At 33.3% G+C, this 18,648-nt stretch carries 19 protein-coding genes; all 19 read right to left on the bottom strand.

Annotated features, from left to right (window positions below; genetic code table 11):
• Position 1: 1 nt before the first annotated feature.
• Positions 2 to 967, bottom strand: coding sequence for a KpsF/GutQ family sugar-phosphate isomerase (locus PHE88_06505; protein ID MDD5687464.1), 966 nt, complete (start codon positions 965 to 967; stop codon positions 2 to 4).
• Between the two features lie 83 nt (positions 968 to 1,050).
• Positions 1,051 to 1,584, bottom strand: a complete 534-nt coding sequence (locus PHE88_06500; GenBank protein ID MDD5687463.1) for a winged helix-turn-helix transcriptional regulator — start codon at positions 1,582 to 1,584, stop codon at positions 1,051 to 1,053.
• Between the two features lie 172 nt (positions 1,585 to 1,756).
• Positions 1,757 to 2,464 carry a ComF family protein gene (locus PHE88_06495; protein ID MDD5687462.1) on the bottom strand — a complete coding sequence of 236 codons (708 nt, stop codon included), beginning with the start codon at positions 2,462 to 2,464 and terminating at the stop codon, positions 1,757 to 1,759.
• Positions 2,465 to 2,582: 118 nt separating this feature from the next.
• Positions 2,583 to 3,875, bottom strand: coding sequence for a nucleotide sugar dehydrogenase (locus tag PHE88_06490; GenBank protein ID MDD5687461.1), 1,293 nt, complete (start codon positions 3,873 to 3,875; stop codon positions 2,583 to 2,585).
• On the bottom strand, positions 3,865 to 4,824 hold the full coding sequence (locus tag PHE88_06485; GenBank protein ID MDD5687460.1) for an SDR family oxidoreductase: 960 nt from the start codon (positions 4,822 to 4,824) through the stop codon (positions 3,865 to 3,867). Before PHE88_06485 ends, PHE88_06490 begins: the two co-directional genes overlap by 11 nt.
• Positions 4,803 to 5,732 carry an SDR family oxidoreductase gene (locus tag PHE88_06480; GenBank protein MDD5687459.1) on the bottom strand — a complete coding sequence of 310 codons (930 nt, stop codon included), beginning with the start codon at positions 5,730 to 5,732 and terminating at the stop codon, positions 4,803 to 4,805. Before PHE88_06480 ends, PHE88_06485 begins: the two co-directional genes overlap by 22 nt.
• Before the next feature lie 50 nt (positions 5,733 to 5,782).
• Positions 5,783 to 7,072, bottom strand: a complete 1,290-nt coding sequence (locus tag PHE88_06475) for a UDP-glucose/GDP-mannose dehydrogenase family protein (protein MDD5687458.1) — start codon at positions 7,070 to 7,072, stop codon at positions 5,783 to 5,785.
• A gap of 125 nt (positions 7,073 to 7,197) precedes the next feature.
• The gene (gene rfbD, locus PHE88_06470) at positions 7,198 to 8,097 is read right to left on the bottom strand and encodes a dTDP-4-dehydrorhamnose reductase (GenBank protein ID MDD5687457.1); all 900 of its coding nucleotides are present in this window, start codon (positions 8,095 to 8,097) and stop codon (positions 7,198 to 7,200) included.
• Between the two features lie 238 nt (positions 8,098 to 8,335).
• Positions 8,336 to 9,328 carry a dTDP-glucose 4,6-dehydratase gene (gene rfbB, locus PHE88_06465; GenBank protein ID MDD5687456.1) on the bottom strand — a complete coding sequence of 331 codons (993 nt, stop codon included), beginning with the start codon at positions 9,326 to 9,328 and terminating at the stop codon, positions 8,336 to 8,338.
• An 81-nt stretch (positions 9,329 to 9,409) separates the two neighbouring features.
• The gene (locus PHE88_06460; GenBank protein MDD5687455.1) at positions 9,410 to 9,856 is read right to left on the bottom strand and encodes a dTDP-4-dehydrorhamnose 3,5-epimerase family protein; all 447 of its coding nucleotides are present in this window, start codon (positions 9,854 to 9,856) and stop codon (positions 9,410 to 9,412) included.
• A complete protein-coding gene (locus PHE88_06455) occupies positions 9,853 to 10,911 on the bottom strand; it encodes a glucose-1-phosphate thymidylyltransferase (GenBank protein MDD5687454.1) in 1,059 nt (352 codons plus the stop codon). Before PHE88_06455 ends, PHE88_06460 begins: the two co-directional genes overlap by 4 nt.
• Before the next feature lie 105 nt (positions 10,912 to 11,016).
• Entirely contained in the window at positions 11,017 to 11,967 is a 951-nt protein-coding gene (locus PHE88_06450) for a GDP-mannose 4,6-dehydratase (protein MDD5687453.1), read from the bottom strand.
• Between the two features lie 379 nt (positions 11,968 to 12,346).
• Positions 12,347 to 13,219: a transporter gene (locus PHE88_06445; protein MDD5687452.1), complete on the bottom strand. Its 873-nt coding sequence runs from the start codon at positions 13,217 to 13,219 to the stop codon at positions 12,347 to 12,349.
• Positions 13,220 to 13,230: 11 nt separating this feature from the next.
• A complete protein-coding gene (locus tag PHE88_06440) occupies positions 13,231 to 13,929 on the bottom strand; it encodes a hypothetical protein (GenBank protein MDD5687451.1) in 699 nt (232 codons plus the stop codon).
• Between the two features lie 11 nt (positions 13,930 to 13,940).
• A complete protein-coding gene (locus PHE88_06435) occupies positions 13,941 to 14,639 on the bottom strand; it encodes a hypothetical protein (GenBank protein ID MDD5687450.1) in 699 nt (232 codons plus the stop codon).
• A gap of 23 nt (positions 14,640 to 14,662) precedes the next feature.
• A complete protein-coding gene (locus tag PHE88_06430; GenBank protein MDD5687449.1) occupies positions 14,663 to 15,358 on the bottom strand; it encodes a hypothetical protein in 696 nt (231 codons plus the stop codon).
• 55 nt (positions 15,359 to 15,413) lie between these two features.
• Positions 15,414 to 16,616, bottom strand: coding sequence for a tail fiber domain-containing protein (locus tag PHE88_06425; protein MDD5687448.1), 1,203 nt, complete (start codon positions 16,614 to 16,616; stop codon positions 15,414 to 15,416).
• A gap of 148 nt (positions 16,617 to 16,764) precedes the next feature.
• On the bottom strand, positions 16,765 to 17,415 hold the full coding sequence (locus PHE88_06420) for a hypothetical protein (GenBank protein ID MDD5687447.1): 651 nt from the start codon (positions 17,413 to 17,415) through the stop codon (positions 16,765 to 16,767).
• 238 nt (positions 17,416 to 17,653) lie between these two features.
• Positions 17,654 to 18,481 (bottom strand): branched-chain-amino-acid transaminase, encoded by an 828-nt coding sequence (gene ilvE / locus PHE88_06415; protein MDD5687446.1) that lies wholly within the window; start codon positions 18,479 to 18,481, stop codon positions 17,654 to 17,656.
• Positions 18,482 to 18,648: the final 167 nt, after the last annotated feature.

Below are 18,648 nucleotides of genomic sequence, written 5' to 3'. Positions count from 1 at the left end.
TTTATAGACCTCTCGCTAAAATATCCTGCATGTGGATTATACCAACAACTTTTTTATTCCTATTTAGGACAGGTAAAACAACAATTGCTTTTTCCCTGTTCTGCATAACTGCTAATACATCTGTTGCTTTCATATCTGAATATGCAAACACCGGTCTTGGATTCATAATATCTTTTATTTTTTTTGAAAATATATCTTCTCTTTTCTCTAAAACTTTTCTTATATCGTAATCAGTTATAAAACCTAATAATTTCTGGCTTTTACCTATCACAGAAACCGCACCGCATCTCTTTTTTGTAATTTCTAAAAACATTTTACTTATTGAATCATCAATTTTAATCAACGGGTTATCTGTACCGGACCTCATAATATCGCCAATTGTTAAAAGAAGCCGTTTACCTATTATACCACCGGGATGAAGTAACCCGAAATCCTCTGATTTAAATTTTCTCATTTTCATTAATGTTATCGCAATTGCATCACCAATAACCAAAGCGGCAGTAGTGGAATTTGTCGGTATCAGATTTAAAGGGCAGGCCTCCTGATTTATTTTCGTAAATAAAATTAAATCAGAATTTTCTGCAAGTGTAGATTCAAGATTAGCTGTTATAGAAATTATTTTTGCTCCTATTTTTTTAATGGACGGAAGTATGCCTAAAAGTTCTTCGCTCTCCCCCGATTTCCCAATCGCTAAAATTATATCATTTTTATGAATAACCCCCAAACTCCCATGCATCCCTTCAGTAGGATGTAAATATATAGCCGGGGTACCTGTTGAAACCAGTGTAGCAGCAATTTTTTGAGCTATATTTCCAGATTTTCCAACACCGGTCACGATAATTTTTCCCTTACAAGTAAAAATCATTCTTATTGCTTTTTTATATGAATCGTTAACCCCGATTTTTACACTTTTTAAAGTATCTATTTCACTTTTTATGACTTCTCTGACATTTCTTAATATATTCATTAAAAACCTCGCTGATTTACGCTGATTACTACGCAGATAAACGCTGAATATTCCACATTTATAAAATTCAAGAAACGTCGGATTTAAACATTTAATCCCGAATTAGCAAGATGTGAAATCAAATCTACAGAGTTTTCTGTAGTTTTATTTTTTACTGTGTAAAATATAACTGTATTATTAGCAATCTTCTCAATTTTAACTGCACGGGAATATTTAACATCCGGTATAGAAAGTTTTTTTATGGCTATTTCTGTTAAATCTGCTAATTCGTTATCACCTACTATTAAAAAGTTTTTAGCCCCGGACTTATATCTTTCCATAACTAAGCTTTGGATTTTTTCACGGATAAGTTTCAAAACACTGATGGTTTTAAGCGTATAGTTATATGATTTCTTTGCTTTTTCTGAAAATCCCTTTGGTGTTAAAAAATATTGTATGTTGCGATGATTAAGCTGTTTTATTTTGATATAACCTGTTCTTGCTAACCGGTTAATTATAAGATTGGTAAGTCCAAGCGATATGCCCAGTTTCCAGGCAATTATCCTTTGGTTCGGTGAATGATTATTTGAAAGTTCTGAAATTACAGCGAACTCTTTTTCCGATATAGCGGCACCCATTTTTACCTCTTTGTTCAATTTATGAACATTATATAAAAATGAATGTAAATGTCAAGCCTTTTTCTACTTTTATGAAAAATATTTTTGTGACTTTAAAGGCGAGATTCTTCCCCCGAAGAAACGTCGGGGTCAGAATGACTGCTGGCGGGTGAAATTATAAATATTTGTAGATTCAGTCACGGGCTAGGGCTAAACCGTAAACTTTTCTTACCCCTGTACGTTTTAAAACCTTTGAACATTCTTCAAAAGTGGAACACGTGGTTACAATATCATCAACAAGTACTATATTCTTTTCTTTTAACAATGCCGGTTCTTTCACGATAAATACATCTTTTAAGTTGACGAGCCGTTCTGCACGGGAAAGTTCAAACTGAGGTTTTGTATCTTTTATTCTTATTAAATTTTTCTTAATAACTTCTTTGTTTAATTTATTCGAAATAAACTCTACCAGAAGCTGTGATTGATTGTAACCACGCTCAAACTCTCTTTTTGTGCTCAACGGAACAGAAATAAAATAATCAATCAGATTTACATCTATGTTCTTTTTTATTGTATCTAACAGCAGATTCCCTAATACTACTTTTAAAAAATCTTTTTCTTTAAATTTTAATATTAGTTCTCTTAATATACTGCAATATTTACCAACAGTAATTATTTTATCAAAATGATATTTTGTTTTACGGCACTGCCAACAGTGAGCACCACCATCGGGAAGAGGTTGAAAACAGGTTAAACAATATGGGAATTTTATATATTCAATTTTATCAAGGCAGGTTTGACAAACGAATGGATTCACTTTATTTGCATCTTCTCCACAAACAACACAAATATTTGGAAAGAAAAAATTAATAACTGTTTCACTTATTTTTGATATGTTCATAATACACGAATGCACACGAATAACGACAAATATCACAAATACTACACGAATAAATCAAGTTAGATTATTCGTGCTATAATTCGTGAGATGTTACAAAATTCGTGATAATTCGCGTTTATTATGCTTTAATAACTTTTTTATTTTTTTGTTTTATCGCATTTCTCGTATCAATAATCAATTTGGAATTTTTCAATATAAAATCGTGGTCATAACAGGAATGATCGGTTGCAATCAAAACAGCGTCATATTTTTTAATATTTTCAGCTGTTAGCTTAACAGATGCTTTTTCAATTTTGTGGTGACGCATTTTTGGTATTTTGTTAATGTACGGGTCGTTATAAGAAACTATTACACCTTTTTTCTCTAAAATTTCAGTAAGTTCTAGTGAAGGCGATTCTCGTATATCATCTGAGTCTTTTTTATACGCCATACCTAATATCAGTATTTTTGAATTTTTCAAAGCAATACCTTTTTCGTTTAAGGCATCTTGCAATTTTTCAATGACATATTCCGGCATTTTAGTATTGACTTCTCCGGCAAGTTCAATAAACTTTGCCTGAAAATTATATTGTTTTGCCTTCCAGGAAAGATAAAAAGGGTCAATTGGAATACAATGCCCACCCCAACCAGGTCCCGGATAAAAAGGCATAAAACCAAACGGTTTAGTCTCTGATGCTTTTATTACTTCCCAAACATCAAAACCCATTTTATCAAATAAAATTTTAAGTTCATTTATCAGAGCAATGTTAACAGCCCTAAAGGTATTTTCCAACATTTTCGTTGATTCAGCCACTTTTGTAGAGGAGACAGGTATGACTTTATTTATCACACTGCCATACAAAAGTGACGCAATTTCGGTTGATATTACATTTATGCCACCAACAACTTTTGGAATTGTTTTTGTTGTATATTTTTTGTTACCGGGATCCTCTCTTTCAGGAGAAAATGCAAGATGAAAATCTTTGCCAGCTTTAAGTCCATCTTTTTCTAATATCGGCTTTACAACTTCATCTGTGGTACCCGGATATGTTGTGCTTTCAAGAACAATCAGCTGTCCTTTCTTTAAATATTTTGAAATTACTTCTGTCGTGTTAACGATAAAACTCATGTCCGGTTCCTTCATAACTGTTAACGGGGTAGGTACACATATAATAATGCAATCACAAACTTTCAATTTTGAAAAATCTGTAGATGATTCAAAATCTTTTATACTTTTTATTGTTTCTGACGGGATATGTTTTATGTAACTCTTTTTATTTTTCAATAACGCCACCTTTCTTTTATCGACATCGAGCCCGATTGTACGAAAACCTTCCTTAGCAAACTCAATTGCAAGCGGAAGCCCGACATATCCTAATCCTATAACAGATACAATAGCTTTTCTTTTTTTTATTTTCTCTTTAATATCCATAAAACTCCCGAAAATAATCTATTGTTTTTTCCATACCTTCTTCAAAATTTACGGACGGTTTATAACCCAAATACTTTTTTGCCAATGATATATCAGCAAGTGTATGCCTCACATCACCTACCCGTTTTGGTTTAAAAATAAACTTTGGTTTTATTCTTGTAATTTTTGATATGGTATTGGCAATTTCTAAGATTGAATGTTTACTATTACAGGCAATATTAAAAACTCCCCCGGATCCTGATATGTTCTTAGCAGTCATTGATAATATATTTGCGTTAACAACATTATCAATATATGTAAAATCCCGCGATTGTTTCCCATCACTATGAATTTCAAACGGCTTATTTTTAAGTCCGCAATAAATAAATAACGGGACTACAACCGCATATTTTGATTCCGGGTCCTGGCGGGGACCAAATACATTGAAATAACGTAATGAAACAGTTTCAAGCCCGAATATTTTTGAAAAAACCTGACAATAATACTCACCGGTTAATTTTGAGACGGCATATGGGGAGACCGGCTGAGGTTTCTGAGTTTCTCTTTTCGGAAGTTCTTTTGTATCCCCATAGGCCGACGACGAAGATGCATAAATAAATCTCTTAACCTTTTCATTTTTCGCTGCAACCAACAGATTAAGTGTTCCTGCAATATTTACATCATTAGTTGAAACAGGATCATCAATAGAACGCGGGACTGAACGCAAAGCAGCTTCGTGAAAAACGAAATCAATGCCTTTCATTGCTTTTCTAACTATCTTTTCGTCCCTGATATCTCCTTTAATAAGTTCAATTTTATTAAATATATGTTTTATATTTTCTAAACGACCTGTACAAAAATTGTCAATTATACGAACCTTATAATCTCTCACTAAAAGCTCGTCAACAATATGCGAACCGATAAAACCAGCCCCTCCGGTAACTAAAACTAAACTTTTTTTTGAAACCATTTTATTGTCCTTTCAAGCCCTTCTTCCAAAAATACTTTTGGATACCATTTTAATATTTTTTTTGCTTTTGAAATATTAGGTTGTCTAACCTTAGGATCATCAATCGGAAGTTTTCTAAAAACTATTTTGCTTTTTGAACCTGTTAGTTTTAATATAATTTTTGCAAATTCTAAAATTGAATATTCATCAGGGTTACCAATATTTACCGGTTCATTTTGCGATGAATTTAATAACCTGCATATACCCTCAACCATATCGGATACATAGCAAAAGCTTCTCGTTTGTTCGCCAGTCCCGTAAATCGTTAAAGGTTTTCCCCTCAACGCTTCTGATATGAAATTAGGTACAACTCTTCCATCATTTAGTCGCATTCTTTCGCCAAAGGTATTAAAAATTCTAATAATTTTTGTATCAATCTTATGAACTCTGTGGTATGCCATTGTAATTGCTTCAGCAAACCTCTTTGCCTCATCATAAACACCACGCGGACCTATTGGATTAACATTTCCCCAATAATCTTCTCTCTGAGGATGAACAAGCGGATCACCATAAACTTCAGAAGTTGAAGCAAGTAAAAATTTTGCTTTTTTTTCTCTTGCAAGTCCTAATACATTATGAGTACCTAGAGAACCGACTTTTAGTGTCTGTATTGGAAGCTTTTCGTAATCGATTGGGCTTGCCGGAGATGCAAAGTGAAGGATAGCATCTATTGAACCATTAATTTTTATAAATTTAGTTACATCGTGTTTCACAAATTTAAATTTTTTTGTCTTCCTAAGATGTGCTATATTTTTCAGAGAACCAGTTAAAAGGTTGTCTATGCAGACAACATGATGTCCATCATTTATAAATCTGTCGCATAAGTGACTTCCTACAAAACCAGATCCGCCAGTAATTAAAATTTTCATATGAATGTAACTCTTCAATCTTTTAATCTTTCAATATTTTAATTTTAAATCTATCTCCCAATACTTTTATATATAAAACCTAATTTTCTCATTGTTTCCGGTTCAAAAACATTTCTTCCATCAATAATTATAGGGTGTTTCAAGAGTTTCTTTATTTTTTCTAAATCAACATTTCTTATCTCATCCCATTCTGTCATAATTACAAGACAGTCGGAGTTTTTTGCAACATCATACGGGTTTTTACAATATATAACATTTTTTAGAACTTCTTTTGCTTTTTCTCCTGCCTGCGGGTCATATGCTTTAATTTTTGCACCTTCGTTCTGAAGCATATTTATTATATCAATTGACGGAGCAAAACGCATATCATCTGTATTTGGCTTAAATGCGAGACCCAAAATACCGATTGTTTTACCTTTAATAACCCACAAAGCATCCTCTATTTTTTTAATCAAATTTTGTTTTTGTTTCTCATTTATTACTTTAACATTTTTTAATAATTCAAAATCATATCCAAGTTTTTTGGAAATCCAAAAGAATGCTTCAAGGTCTTTCGGAAAACAAAATCCGCCAAAACCGGTTCCTGCATTTAAAAATGATTTGCCGATTCTTTTATCTAACCCCATTCCTTCAGCAACTTTTTCTATATCCGCACCGCATCTTTCACAAACATTTGCAACCGCATTTATAAAAGATATTTTTGTTGCAAGAAATGAATTAGATGCATGTTTAATAATTTCAGCACTTTTTATATCAGTAACCAAAATTTTTGCATTCAGCGGTTTATAAATTTCTTTTAATATATTTTCTGCCTTCTTTGACGATACTCCTATAACTACCCTGTCCGGATTAAAGGTATCATGCACAGCAGAACCTTCTCTTAAAAATTCCGGATTTGAAGCAACGTCAAATGAAACGTTCTTTTTAAGATTTCTTTTTATGGTCATCTCAACTTTTTCGCCTGTTTCAACCGGTACTGTAGATTTTTCAACTATAAGTTTATAGCTATCCATATTTCTGGCTATTTCAGATGCGACATCCTCTATATATGATAAATCAGCAGAACCGTCTTCACGGGACGGTGTTCCCACGCAAATGAATATTGCCTCCGATTTTCTCACCGCATCCCTAATGTTTGTTGTGAACGATATTTTTTTATTTTTTATATTTTTCTTTAAAATCTCTTCAAGTCCCGGTTCAAAAATAGGAATTTTGTTTTTCTTCAGTGATGATATTTTATTTTTATCATTATCAACACATATCACGGTATGTCCGATCTCTGCAAAACACACACCGGTCGTAAGTCCAACATAACCAGTTCCAATTACCGCTAATTTCATATTTTTATTCGCTCCATTCACCTCAACTAACATATAGCACGCCAAGGGTCTACGACAACTACAATAATGACATAATCTACAAAGATAGAAGTTATATTATTGATTGGATTTTCTATTACACAAATTTATATTTCTTCCAAATAGCTTTTTAACGCTTCTTTCCAACTTCTTACAGGCTCAAAACCATTTAGTTCCCACATAAAATTTTTAAGTATTGATGCCTTAGGTCTTTTAGCAGGACGATTTAATTCCTCAGTCGTTATAGGTTTTATTTTGACTTCGGACCTCGGACCTCGGACCCCGGACTGTCTTATTATCTCCTTAGCAAAATCATACCAACTGCAGCTTTCGGAATTTGTAATATGGTATGTCCCATAAAGGCCAGTTGAGCGTTCATAGTTCATAGTTATAAGCTGTTTAATAGATTCTGCTAAATCTTTTGTATATGTCGGGGAGCCAATTTGATCATTCACAATTTTTATTTCTTTTTTCTCTTTAGCTAAATTTAAAACTGTTTTTACAAAATTCTTGCCGTTTTTTCCGAAAAGCCATGAAGAACGAACAATAAAATATTTATTCAGCAGCTGCTGAATGATAACCTCACCAAAATATTTTGATTTACCATATATAGATAAAGGATTAGTTTTGTCAAACTCAATATATGGTTCTTTTTTTTCGCCATCAAAAACATAATCAGTAGATATATAAACCATTGCAGTATCAAATCTTTGGCAGGCAAGCGCAATATTCCTTGTCCCTAATACATTTAACCTGTAAGCTGCATCCGGCTTGCTTTCTGCACCATCAACATCAGTCCAAGCAGCGGTATGAATTACAATATCAGGATTTATTTTTGTTATGGTATTATATGTTTTTTCAAAATCGGTAATGTCACAGAGATGGAAACTGGAAACTGGAAATTGGAAATTAGGTTCTTTTATGTCAATAGCAAAGAGTTCATCTTCGTTAAAAATTCTACATAAATCATAACCAAGCATTCCACAACCGGTAATTATAATCTTCATTGTTTGCTCCGCAAACACACTGAACTGACACAGAACTGAACAGATTTCTGTAATAGTTTAGAGATTGTGTCATAACCCACAATTTGTCATTGCGAGAGCCAATTTATTGGCTCGTGGCAATTCCGTCTTCGACAGACTACATTTCTTGAGATTGCTTCGCTTACACTCGCAATGACATCGCGACACATCCTTTGTACTATCTATATATTTTTACTGCAATTTCACAGATTAAAAACTTCTATTGTTTTTTAGTAATATTTTTAATAATTTTTTTCTTTAACGGGCGCCACCAATTCTTATTATCTTTGTACCATTTTATTGTTTCTTTTAAACCTTTTTCAAATGTATGTCTGGGATACCAACCAAGTTCTTTTTTTATTTTTGCAAAATCGATTGCATATCTGAAATCGTGACCTTTCCTGTCAACAACAAATTCCATCATTTCAGAACCTTTGCCAAACTCTTTCAAAATCATTTTTGTTATGTCGATATTTTTAATTTCCGCATTTCCGCCAAGACAATAAGTTTCACCGATTTTCCCTTTATGTAAAATTAAATCCACACCTTCATTGTGGTCTTCAACATGAATCCAATCACGGATATTCATACCTTTACCATATACAGGAACTTTTTTACCTTCAATCAAATTTGTAATAAACAAAGGAATAAGCTTTTCAGGAAACTGATACGGACCATAGTTGTTTGAACAATTGGATATTGTTACAGGAAGTCCGAAAGTATAAAAATAAGCACGAACAATATGGTCAGCTGCAGCCTTTGATGCAGAGTAAGGAGAACGAGGACTATAAGAAGTATTTTCGTTGAATTTTCCTGTCTTACCCAGTTCTCCAAAAACCTCATCAGTTGAAACATAATGAAACCTTTTGTTACCGTTTCTTAATGCAGAATCCAGCAAAATCTGTGTCCCAACAACATTTGTTTTTATAAAATCATCTGCATGCAGGATACTCCTGTCAACATGACTTTCAGCAGCAAAGTGCACCACTGCGTCAACATCTTTCATTACTGAATTTACCAGTTTCTTATTACAAATATCTCCTTTTATAAATTTATACCTTGTGTTATTTGCAACAGAAGCAAGATTTTTTATATTACCCGCATATGTCAGTTTATCTAAATTTACAATTTTATAATTTTTATATTTTTTCAAAATATATAATATAAAATTGCTGCCTATAAAACCGGCTCCGCCTGTAACTAAAATTTTCATATAAATACCAAATTAAGATCTAAGATTCAAGATTCAAGATTTTGGAGTAATTTACTTACTACTTATCTTTACCTGTTTTCCCTACCAGCCTTTTTTCTTTTTCCACGGATTATACGGTATTGTCGGATCATCCAACTGAATACGGTATTCATCCGGCTTTTTATATCTATAAATTTCGGTTGGAATATTCATAATCCAACTCTCACCTTTTGAAATGCATTCAAACCCGTGAATGACCTTTGGCGGGATTGTTAATAACGCCGGTTTCTTTTCTGAAAGCTCAAATTCCATAAATTCCTTTTTTTTAGAGTCAATTAGAACAATTCTAGCCTTGCCTTTTACAACACAAAAATTATCTGTTTGGATTTTATGATAATGCCATCCTTTAACCCAGCCAGTTTTACATACAGTAATATATGCCTGCCCGAACTTTTTAAAATCCGGCCAATCACTGCGAAGTATTTCAAAAAGTGCTCCACGTTCATCCTTGTGAATTGTTAATTCTTTCAGCAAAACATTTTTTATCATATTATTTCAACCCTTGAGGAATCACCAACCATAATCCTATAAGCGGTTGGTTTCTTTTCCGATTTCAAAATTTCTACGTTTTGACCTATTAAAGAATCTTCTATCTTCTTCACATCTTTTATTTTTGAATTTTCCAAAATTATTGAATGCTCAATTTCGCTATTTTCAACAACGGTATTAAAATAAACAGATGTAAAAGGACCTATGTAAGAATTGATTATTTTACAGTTTTCACCAATAATAACCGGTCCCCTTACTGTTGAATTTATAACCTCCGCATCTTTTTGAATTACAACTTTACCTTCAATTCTTGAATTTTCAATTTTACCTAAATTTGATGCTTCAAGAGTATCCAAAATAATCCGATTTGCTTCAAGCATATCTTCGAGTTTTCCCGTATCCTTCCACCAGCCATTAATTACGTGCGGTATAACTACAAATTTCTTTGACACGAGATACTGTATAGCGTCAGTAATTTCCAATTCTCCTCTCCATGATGGTTTTATGTTATCAACTGCCTCAAAAATATTTTTATCAAACATATAAACACCGACTAACGCTAAATCGCTTTTCGGCTGTTTCGGTTTTTCAACAAGATTTACAACTTTACCATCCTTTAGTTCTGCAACACCAAACTGTTGCGGATTAGGAACCTTTGCAAGTAAAATCTGCGAGTTCGGTTTTTTCTTTTTAAACTCATCAACGAACGTTTTGATACCGTCCCTGATTAAATTATCACCAAGATACATTACGAACTCATCTTCTTTTAGAAAATCCTGTGCAGTTTTTACCGCATGCGCAAGACCAAGCGGGGCAGACTGTTCTATGTAAGTAACCTTAACTCCGAATTTGCTTCCATCACCAACAGCAGTTTTTATTTCATTTTTAGTGTCTCCAACTATTATTCCTACTTCTTTTATCCCGCTTTCTGCTATTGCTTCAATTCCATAGAAAAGTATCGGCTTGTTCGCCACCGGAACAAGCTGTTTTGCCGAAGTATGCGTAATTGGTCTTAATCGCGTCCCCTTACCACCTGCTAAAACTAATGCTTTCATATCGTTCGCTCCGCTCACACGCGAATTATCGCTAATCAAACGCTGATACTCGCGAATATTTGCGAATATTTGCGTTGCATTTCAATTCGAGTTTATTCGCGTTCTTTATACCCTCTCCCGCCAGTAATTAAGTAAATCTTCCAGTGTTTTTTCAAAAGGTATTTCTATCTTCCAGCCGGTTTGTTTTACAAATTTCGTGTTATCACCTAACAAAATCTGAACGTCAGACGGTCTCATCCTTGCAGGATCCTGTTTGATTTCGACTTTAACTTTTGATAAACTTAATAAATAACTAAGCATATCCTTTATTTTCCAGTCCCTGCCGGAACAAATATTATAAACTTCACCAGCAATACATTTCTCTGTTGCAAGCCAGTATGCCCGGACAGTATCCCTGACATCCGTGTAATCCCTGCGAGCCTCTAAATTACCGACATATATTACCGGCGGGTTTTTCTTCTTTTCTATATCTGCTATTTGCTTGGCAAAATTACTGGTTACAAAAACTTCTCCACGACGGGGACCCTCGTGATTGAATGCACGAGTTCTTACTATATTGAGCTTATAGCTCTGATTGTATTGGTAACCCAACAAATCCTGTGCCACTTTTGAAACTGCATATGGGGAAAGCGGCCGGAGAGGATTAGTTTCCTTTATAGGGACTTCATTTTCATGAACCATACCGTATTCTTCAGAAGAACACGCAATCTGAATCCATGGATTAATTTTTAACTCTCTTACTGCTTCAAAAATATTCAACTCTCCTATTACATTTGTTGATATCGTTTCTGAAGGTGCGCCCCATGAAGACGGGACGAACGATTGCGCAGCGAGATGAAATATTTTTTCCGGTTTTACCTTCTCCATTACGCTACTAACTGAATGAAAATCCCTTATATCGCATTCATGAAGAACAACCTTATTTTTAAATAATTCAATATTTGCCGTATCACTTCTCCACCTTTCAATCCCATGAACTTCATAGTTTTTTGAAAGCAAAAATTCCGCCAGATGACTTCCCGCAAAACCAGTAATACCTGTAATAAGAACTCTCATTGATTAAAAACCCCCTTGTTAAAACAAACTCTAATATCTAAACAAGCTCATAGTTCCTGCCACTGATTTATCGGCAGGTCCGCCAAAAAAGTAGTGGCGGACATTGTTAATAGTTTAATCCACAAACCACGGACTTCTTAAACTATATATAAGAATGCTATTTTATAAAACAAGTGAGTAAAAGTCAATTGAAATTTTTACTTTTCATAAAAAAATAAAACCAACTATATGTTGGCTTTAATAATTACCCTTACAATACATGTAGGGGCAGGCTTGCCTGCCCTATTATTTTTCATCAATTAAGATTCTATATAGAATCTATGTAATCGCATTTCATAATCTGTGCAATCAGAGATTGTTTGTTTTTAACAATCTCATATTACAACCCTATTTTATAAGAACCGGAAAGAATAACTTTCCAATCCCAGGAATCATAAAATGGATATACACCACCTCTTAAGGACTCATCTCCTACTGCAAATTTAACACCAAGTTTGAGTTTTAACGGGTCTTTTAAGTATTGACTGCCAACAAGAAAATCAAGTGTGGAACCATTAGAATCAGCCACATCTGTTTCCGTACCACCATCAAGGGTAGTTTTAGATTTCCCAAAGAATTGTCCCTGTACTTCACCTATAAGGGAAAGTGCATTTATTGGATATTCTACTGCTGCTCTTACAATTATAAGGTCTGCTGGATCATACTTCGTATCATTATCATCTTCATATTTCATCTTTAACAGATACTCGGCATTCCCTGAAATGTTCAAAGTCTTAAATTTAGTAGATGCTATTAAAAGCAATCCGACATTTGTTCCTTCTCCTAGTGATTTGTCTATATCTGCTGTCGGTGTTTGGATATCAAGACCTACTGCTATATTTTCAGAAACACCATATTTACCGCCAATGCTAATCTGCCCAAGTCCTGATTCATTAGTATTACTTTTTGCACTTCCAACTTCTATTTCTGATGCCCACGACCTGTATGGAATGCTCAAATTTAACTGTAATTTATCCGACAACCCGTATCTAACAGGTATTTGAACCACAGTTGCTGATACTTTATTATCCCCTGTCCAGGTTCCGACCCATTCCCAAGAGTCCACTCCATAACTTAACCCCAACCCAACTTCAAGGTTGTTCTTAGTTAAACATTTAGATTCTTCTGTCATAATTGGTTCTGAAAACCCTAACGACACCAAACAAACTAAAACCCAAAATAATACAAAATACTTTTTCATAAACTTATTCATTTAAACACACCTCAATACAAAAACCGAGTGGCACGGGCAGCAATATTAAGTTCCCAATCACTTATATTATCAATATTATCCCCAACCCAGTTAACATTAAACTCAAATATGAAGAATGTTTCTTTGTTTTCTTCTATGTTAAATGGTACCAAAAAACCATTTGCAGAAGTAAGCATAATTGTATCAGTCACAACTATATTATTATATGACCCACCTCTATTTATCCGCATAATCGTTGGAAGTTTATTTAACGTTACTGTAACTTGTTGATTAGGTGCTTCCTCCCATTTTACCACTGAAAATTTGATTTCTGGATTAATAATAAGTCTAACTCCATGATACTCACCAATTGGAATCGATGTAGAAGTGCTTATCCTTATTGTTTCGCCATCTTTTACTCTTACTTCTATAGGTCCTTCAACTATCTTAATCCATTCTTCTCCCGTAGTAGATATTTCTATACTCTTAATATAAATATATGACTCTATAGCTGGCCCACTTGTTGAATATTTAGCATTTTGACTATATCGTATAGTTGCAGAACCATTGCTTACTTTACCACTATAAAATGAAATCTTACCGATAGGTGCAAGATTAGACAAAGAGGAAGTACCCAATATTAAATCTGTCTTCTTTTCATTTTTACCACAACTAAGAAGAAGTAATACTGTTAATATTAACAATAGATTCTTTTTCATAAACTTATTCATTTAAACACACCTCAATACAAAAACCGAGTGGCACGTGTAACAATATTAATTTGCCAATCTGTAATGGCGGTAACATTACCACCCTCACAGAATGTGCTAATATCAAAAACCAAAAATGTTTCTTTACCTTTTTCTATATCAAATGGAATCAAATAACCATTTGAAGATGTAAATAATATGGTATCTGATACTGTAGCCAATCCTCTCCAATTTTTAGTTCCACCTTCTCCTAACCTTATTAATGATGGCAATTTATTAAGTAATATTTCATTCTGATGAGTTGAATTGTCTTCAGCCCATTTAATTTCTAGAAACTTAACTTCTGGTTCTAAAATAAGCCTTAATCCCTCATATTTTCCTTCTGGAATAATTATTGAACTACCAATTTTTACTATCTCTCCATCTTTCACTTTTACTTCTATTGGTCCTTCAACTACTTTAATCCATTCTGTTCCAGTAGTAGAGATTTCAATACTTTTTATATAAATGTCTGATTCAAGCCCAAATCCATAGTTTAGCACCCCACTAATTGAACTATGTGGAATCATCGATGAACCATTATTTATCTTACCGCTATAACATGATATAGTACCAACTGGCGAAAGATTGGATATTGGAGAAGTATCTAATATAAGATTTGATTTTTTTTCATCTTTTCCACAACCCAAAATGAATAAAATCGTTAATACTAACAATAGATTCTTTTTCATAAACTTACCCATCTAAACACACCTTAATACAAAAATCTTGTTGCACGACAAGCAAGACTGAGTTCCCAATCGGTAATATCAGAAATACTGCTGCCTAACCAAGCTACAGAAAATTCAAATACAAGAAAAGTTTCTTTCCCTGTTTCAATAGTAAAAGGTACTAAATATCCATTCGCAGAGGTAAATGATATAGTATCTATTGCTGAAATTTTTGTATCTGTACTACCAACAAGCATACCTATTCTAGATGGTAACTTATTAAGGGTTATATCGACAACAGTATCGCTGCTATCTTCCCATTTATGTAGTGATAGAATTTTTATTTTTGGTTCTATAACTAACCGAACGCCATGGTATTGGTCTGATGGCACAGAAACAGAAGAAGTATTTATCCTTATTATGTCACCATATTTCACTTTTGTTTCCAGAGGATTACCAGAATTATCCAAAATTTTAATCCATTCATTACCTGCCGTAGAAATTTCAATGCTTTTTATGTAAATATAGAATTCCTTACTCATTCCATCTGCATGTTTATTAACTGGGCGAAATGAAATGGTTGAAGAGCTATTTAACTTACCACTATAACACGAAATTGTACCCATGGGAACAAGATTAGATATTGGAGAACTGCCTAATATAAGTTCTGACTTTTTCTCGTTCTTACCGCATCCTACAAGAATAAAACTAACTATTATTAACAGTAAATATTTTTTCATTCTATCCCCCATGCTAATTTTCAGTAATTTCAGCGAGAATTAAACTATGACAATTTTACTGTTTATTTTTCAATTGCTCTTCTAATTCTTTAACTTTGCTATTCAATTGTTTAACTGCTTCTACTAAAAGAGCAGTTAAATTAGCAGTCGCCATTGAATAGTGTTCGTTTTTCTTATCCACTATTTCAGGAACTATCTCTTTTACTTCTTGGGCTATTAAACCCATTTGCAAACCTTTGGGTCTATTTTCCTTATCTTTCCATTCAAAATTTATTCCTCTCAATTTTATCACTTTTTCCAAAGCATTCTCGATAGTTTTAATATTTTCCTTTAAACACGAATCAGAATCATTGTACCATTGAGTTGTTCCTCCTGCATCACCACTTACAAATAATTTTCTTGACGGACTTGTTGTCCCAATACCAACCTTACTTGAGGCAGTAAAAGTCATAAGTGTATCACTACCAGTAATACTTCTTATACAAAGAGCTGAACCAACATAGACATTTTCAGATATGCTCCATTCTTGCGTAGAATCTTTTAGTCTAATCTCTGTTCCATAATCCGTAGTCCCCTGTAAAAGTAATTTATTTATAGCATTAGCTGTACTGTAAATATGAAGTTTCTCTGCAGGTGAAGTCGTCCCTATACCTACACTGCCACTGGACCGATAAATATTGTCTCCTGTTCCCGCTGTCCATTTGTCAAAAGCTTGGTCAACTCCATTTATTTTATATTGACTTCCTGTAGGAACATTAATATCACCATTTACATCAAGTTTATATGTTGGTACTGTTGTCCCTATTCCTACTTTGCCATCTTCCTGAAAAGTAACTCTTTCATTTCCTCCAAATTTAAATATCATTTTATTACTACCATCATTCCATATTATATATGCCCTTACTGAACCAAGTTCATTAAACTGTAAACCAGCCGAGTAATTTTGTTGATAATCTATAATTATATAATTATCCCCTAAATCACCTTTATATATATGAAGTTGTGAAGATGGAGAAGTTGCTCCTATACCAACTCTTTGATGTACATAAAGCCCATCAGTTGGTGCAACTACAGATTCACTACCAATAGAAACACCTCCACCAACCGTAAGCGTACTAGCAGGATTGCAACTCACATCTATACCTAATTTTGTAGATGAAATCCTATGATTAGTTATTCCACCATCAGCATCTTTAATTTCTCTTACATTTGATTCTCCGAAACCACCATCCTTCAATACTAAATTTACATCTGTCATTTTTCCATACCTCCTATTTTATTTATTTATCTCTTTCCCTTTCTTGTTATTCTTACCAAATATTATCTTGATTTATTCTTCCACTTAAGCAAAGCTGCCGCTTTGCCGCTACATTAAATATGAAAAATATTTTATTTCCTTATTTTAATCAATATATAATCTTCTTCTCGTGACCTACCCGGATTTGCGGGTCTATCCAGATTTTAAATCCTTTTTCTTTTGCTCTTAGGCAAAAGCCTACATCTTCCATTGTAAAATCTGTCATGTTGCCTATTCTTTTTTCTAATGGTTTAAACCATGGATAGAGTATGCTTTCAAATACGCCTTTCTTAATCAATATAAACCCGAATCCGGTATAACTTACTTCCATTAAATCATTACTTTTTTCAATATCTTTCGGTGTAAGAAATTGAAAATATCCATTCTTCTCAAAGAATTTTTCATCCCAATCTTTTACCGAAGCAAATTGTCCGCCACCTTCCATTGAGTAAACTCCCGAAACAATATCTTTATCCTGATTTAGTAACTTTTGAAATTGCTGTGGAGTAAATATAATGTCAGAATCTATCCACATTAAATAATCATAATCTATTTTGCCGTCAAAGGGTTTCTGGTTTTCTCCGCGAGATATATCAGCACCTAAACACATATTACGGACATAATAGATATTGTTGGACTCTTTACGGGAAACAGCAAATTGGATACCATTTGCCATACAATAACTTATTAGATTTGTCCAACAATCTAAAAACTTTCCTGAAAAATTGTTGCCGGGTAAACAAAATATGACTTTTTTCATTAATATATTAGTTAAGGAGTTAGTCCCCCCTCATCTTTCATCTTCTCCCCGGCGGGGAGAAGAAAGAACTGAGTGGAATGGCACTACTGAGACTTTTTCTATGCAACCATCTACTATAATTATATATTGAAAAAAAAAAAAATGTCAAGTGATTTTTTGACTTTTGAAATATTTTTATTTTTAGGTAGGGTAAAATAGCATATAAATGTGTGCAATATTAAATAAAAAAATATTTGCCTTAAAAATTCCCAATCAGTTCTTTTGTAATTTTGCCAACCACCATTATCTTTTTATTGTCAATTAAGCTTACGGGCATAATTTCGAGCGAGGTGTTGGTGATAAAACATTCATCTGCTGTATATAAATCTTTTGGTTTGAGAAATGATTCTTTGGTTTTTATCCTTAGACTTTTTGCAATTTTAAGGATATATTTTCTTGTTATACCATCAAGAATACCGCATTTAATAGACGGTGTTTTCAGGACGTTGTTTTTTACTATAAAAATATTTGATATAGTGCCTTCCGTAACAAAGCCTTCAATATTCAGCATTATTGCTTCAAAGGCATTTTTGTTCTTTGCTTCAATTTTAGCGAGTATATTATTAAGAAAATTTGTTGATTTTATTTCCGGGTTAAGTGCTGCAGGATGATTCCTTCTTGTTTTAGCAATTATTATTTTAATACCTTTTTCACAAAATTCCCTTGGATATGGTTTGAATTTTTTAACAATTATAACAAATGTGGGTTTTGGACAAAGTGCAGGATCAAGCCCTATTTCGCCTTCACCTCTTGATAAACTCATTCTGATATATGCATCTTTTAATTTATTTATTTTAAGTGTTTGGTAAACTGATTTTTTTATATATTGCTTTGAAAATGGGATTTTTAGCGAAATCAAACCGGCTGATTTAAAAAACCGGCTTATATGTTCGTCTATTTTATAAACAATATTATTATAGGAACGCATTGTTTCGTAAATACCGTCACCATACAAAAAACCATGGTCAAATACAGATATTTTTGCGTTTTTTTTAGAATAAAATCTACCGTTAATAAATATTTTCATTTGTGTAATTTCCTGACAAGTTATGCCGACCAAGGTCGGCAACTACAGCAACATTGCAGTGGCAAAACTTGCTTTGCATATTCTTTCATATTCATGTTTAACAAGTTAAGCACGCCAAGAGTCTACGACAACTACCAAGTAGGTTTTCAACAAAAATATTGTAGTTT

Source organism: Elusimicrobiota bacterium (genome assembly GCA_028718185.1).
Classification (GTDB): domain Bacteria; phylum Elusimicrobiota; class UBA8919; order UBA8919; family UBA8919; genus JAQUMH01.
Note: the sequence above shows the minus strand (reverse complement) of the source record. Positions and strands in the feature narration are given on the sequence as shown.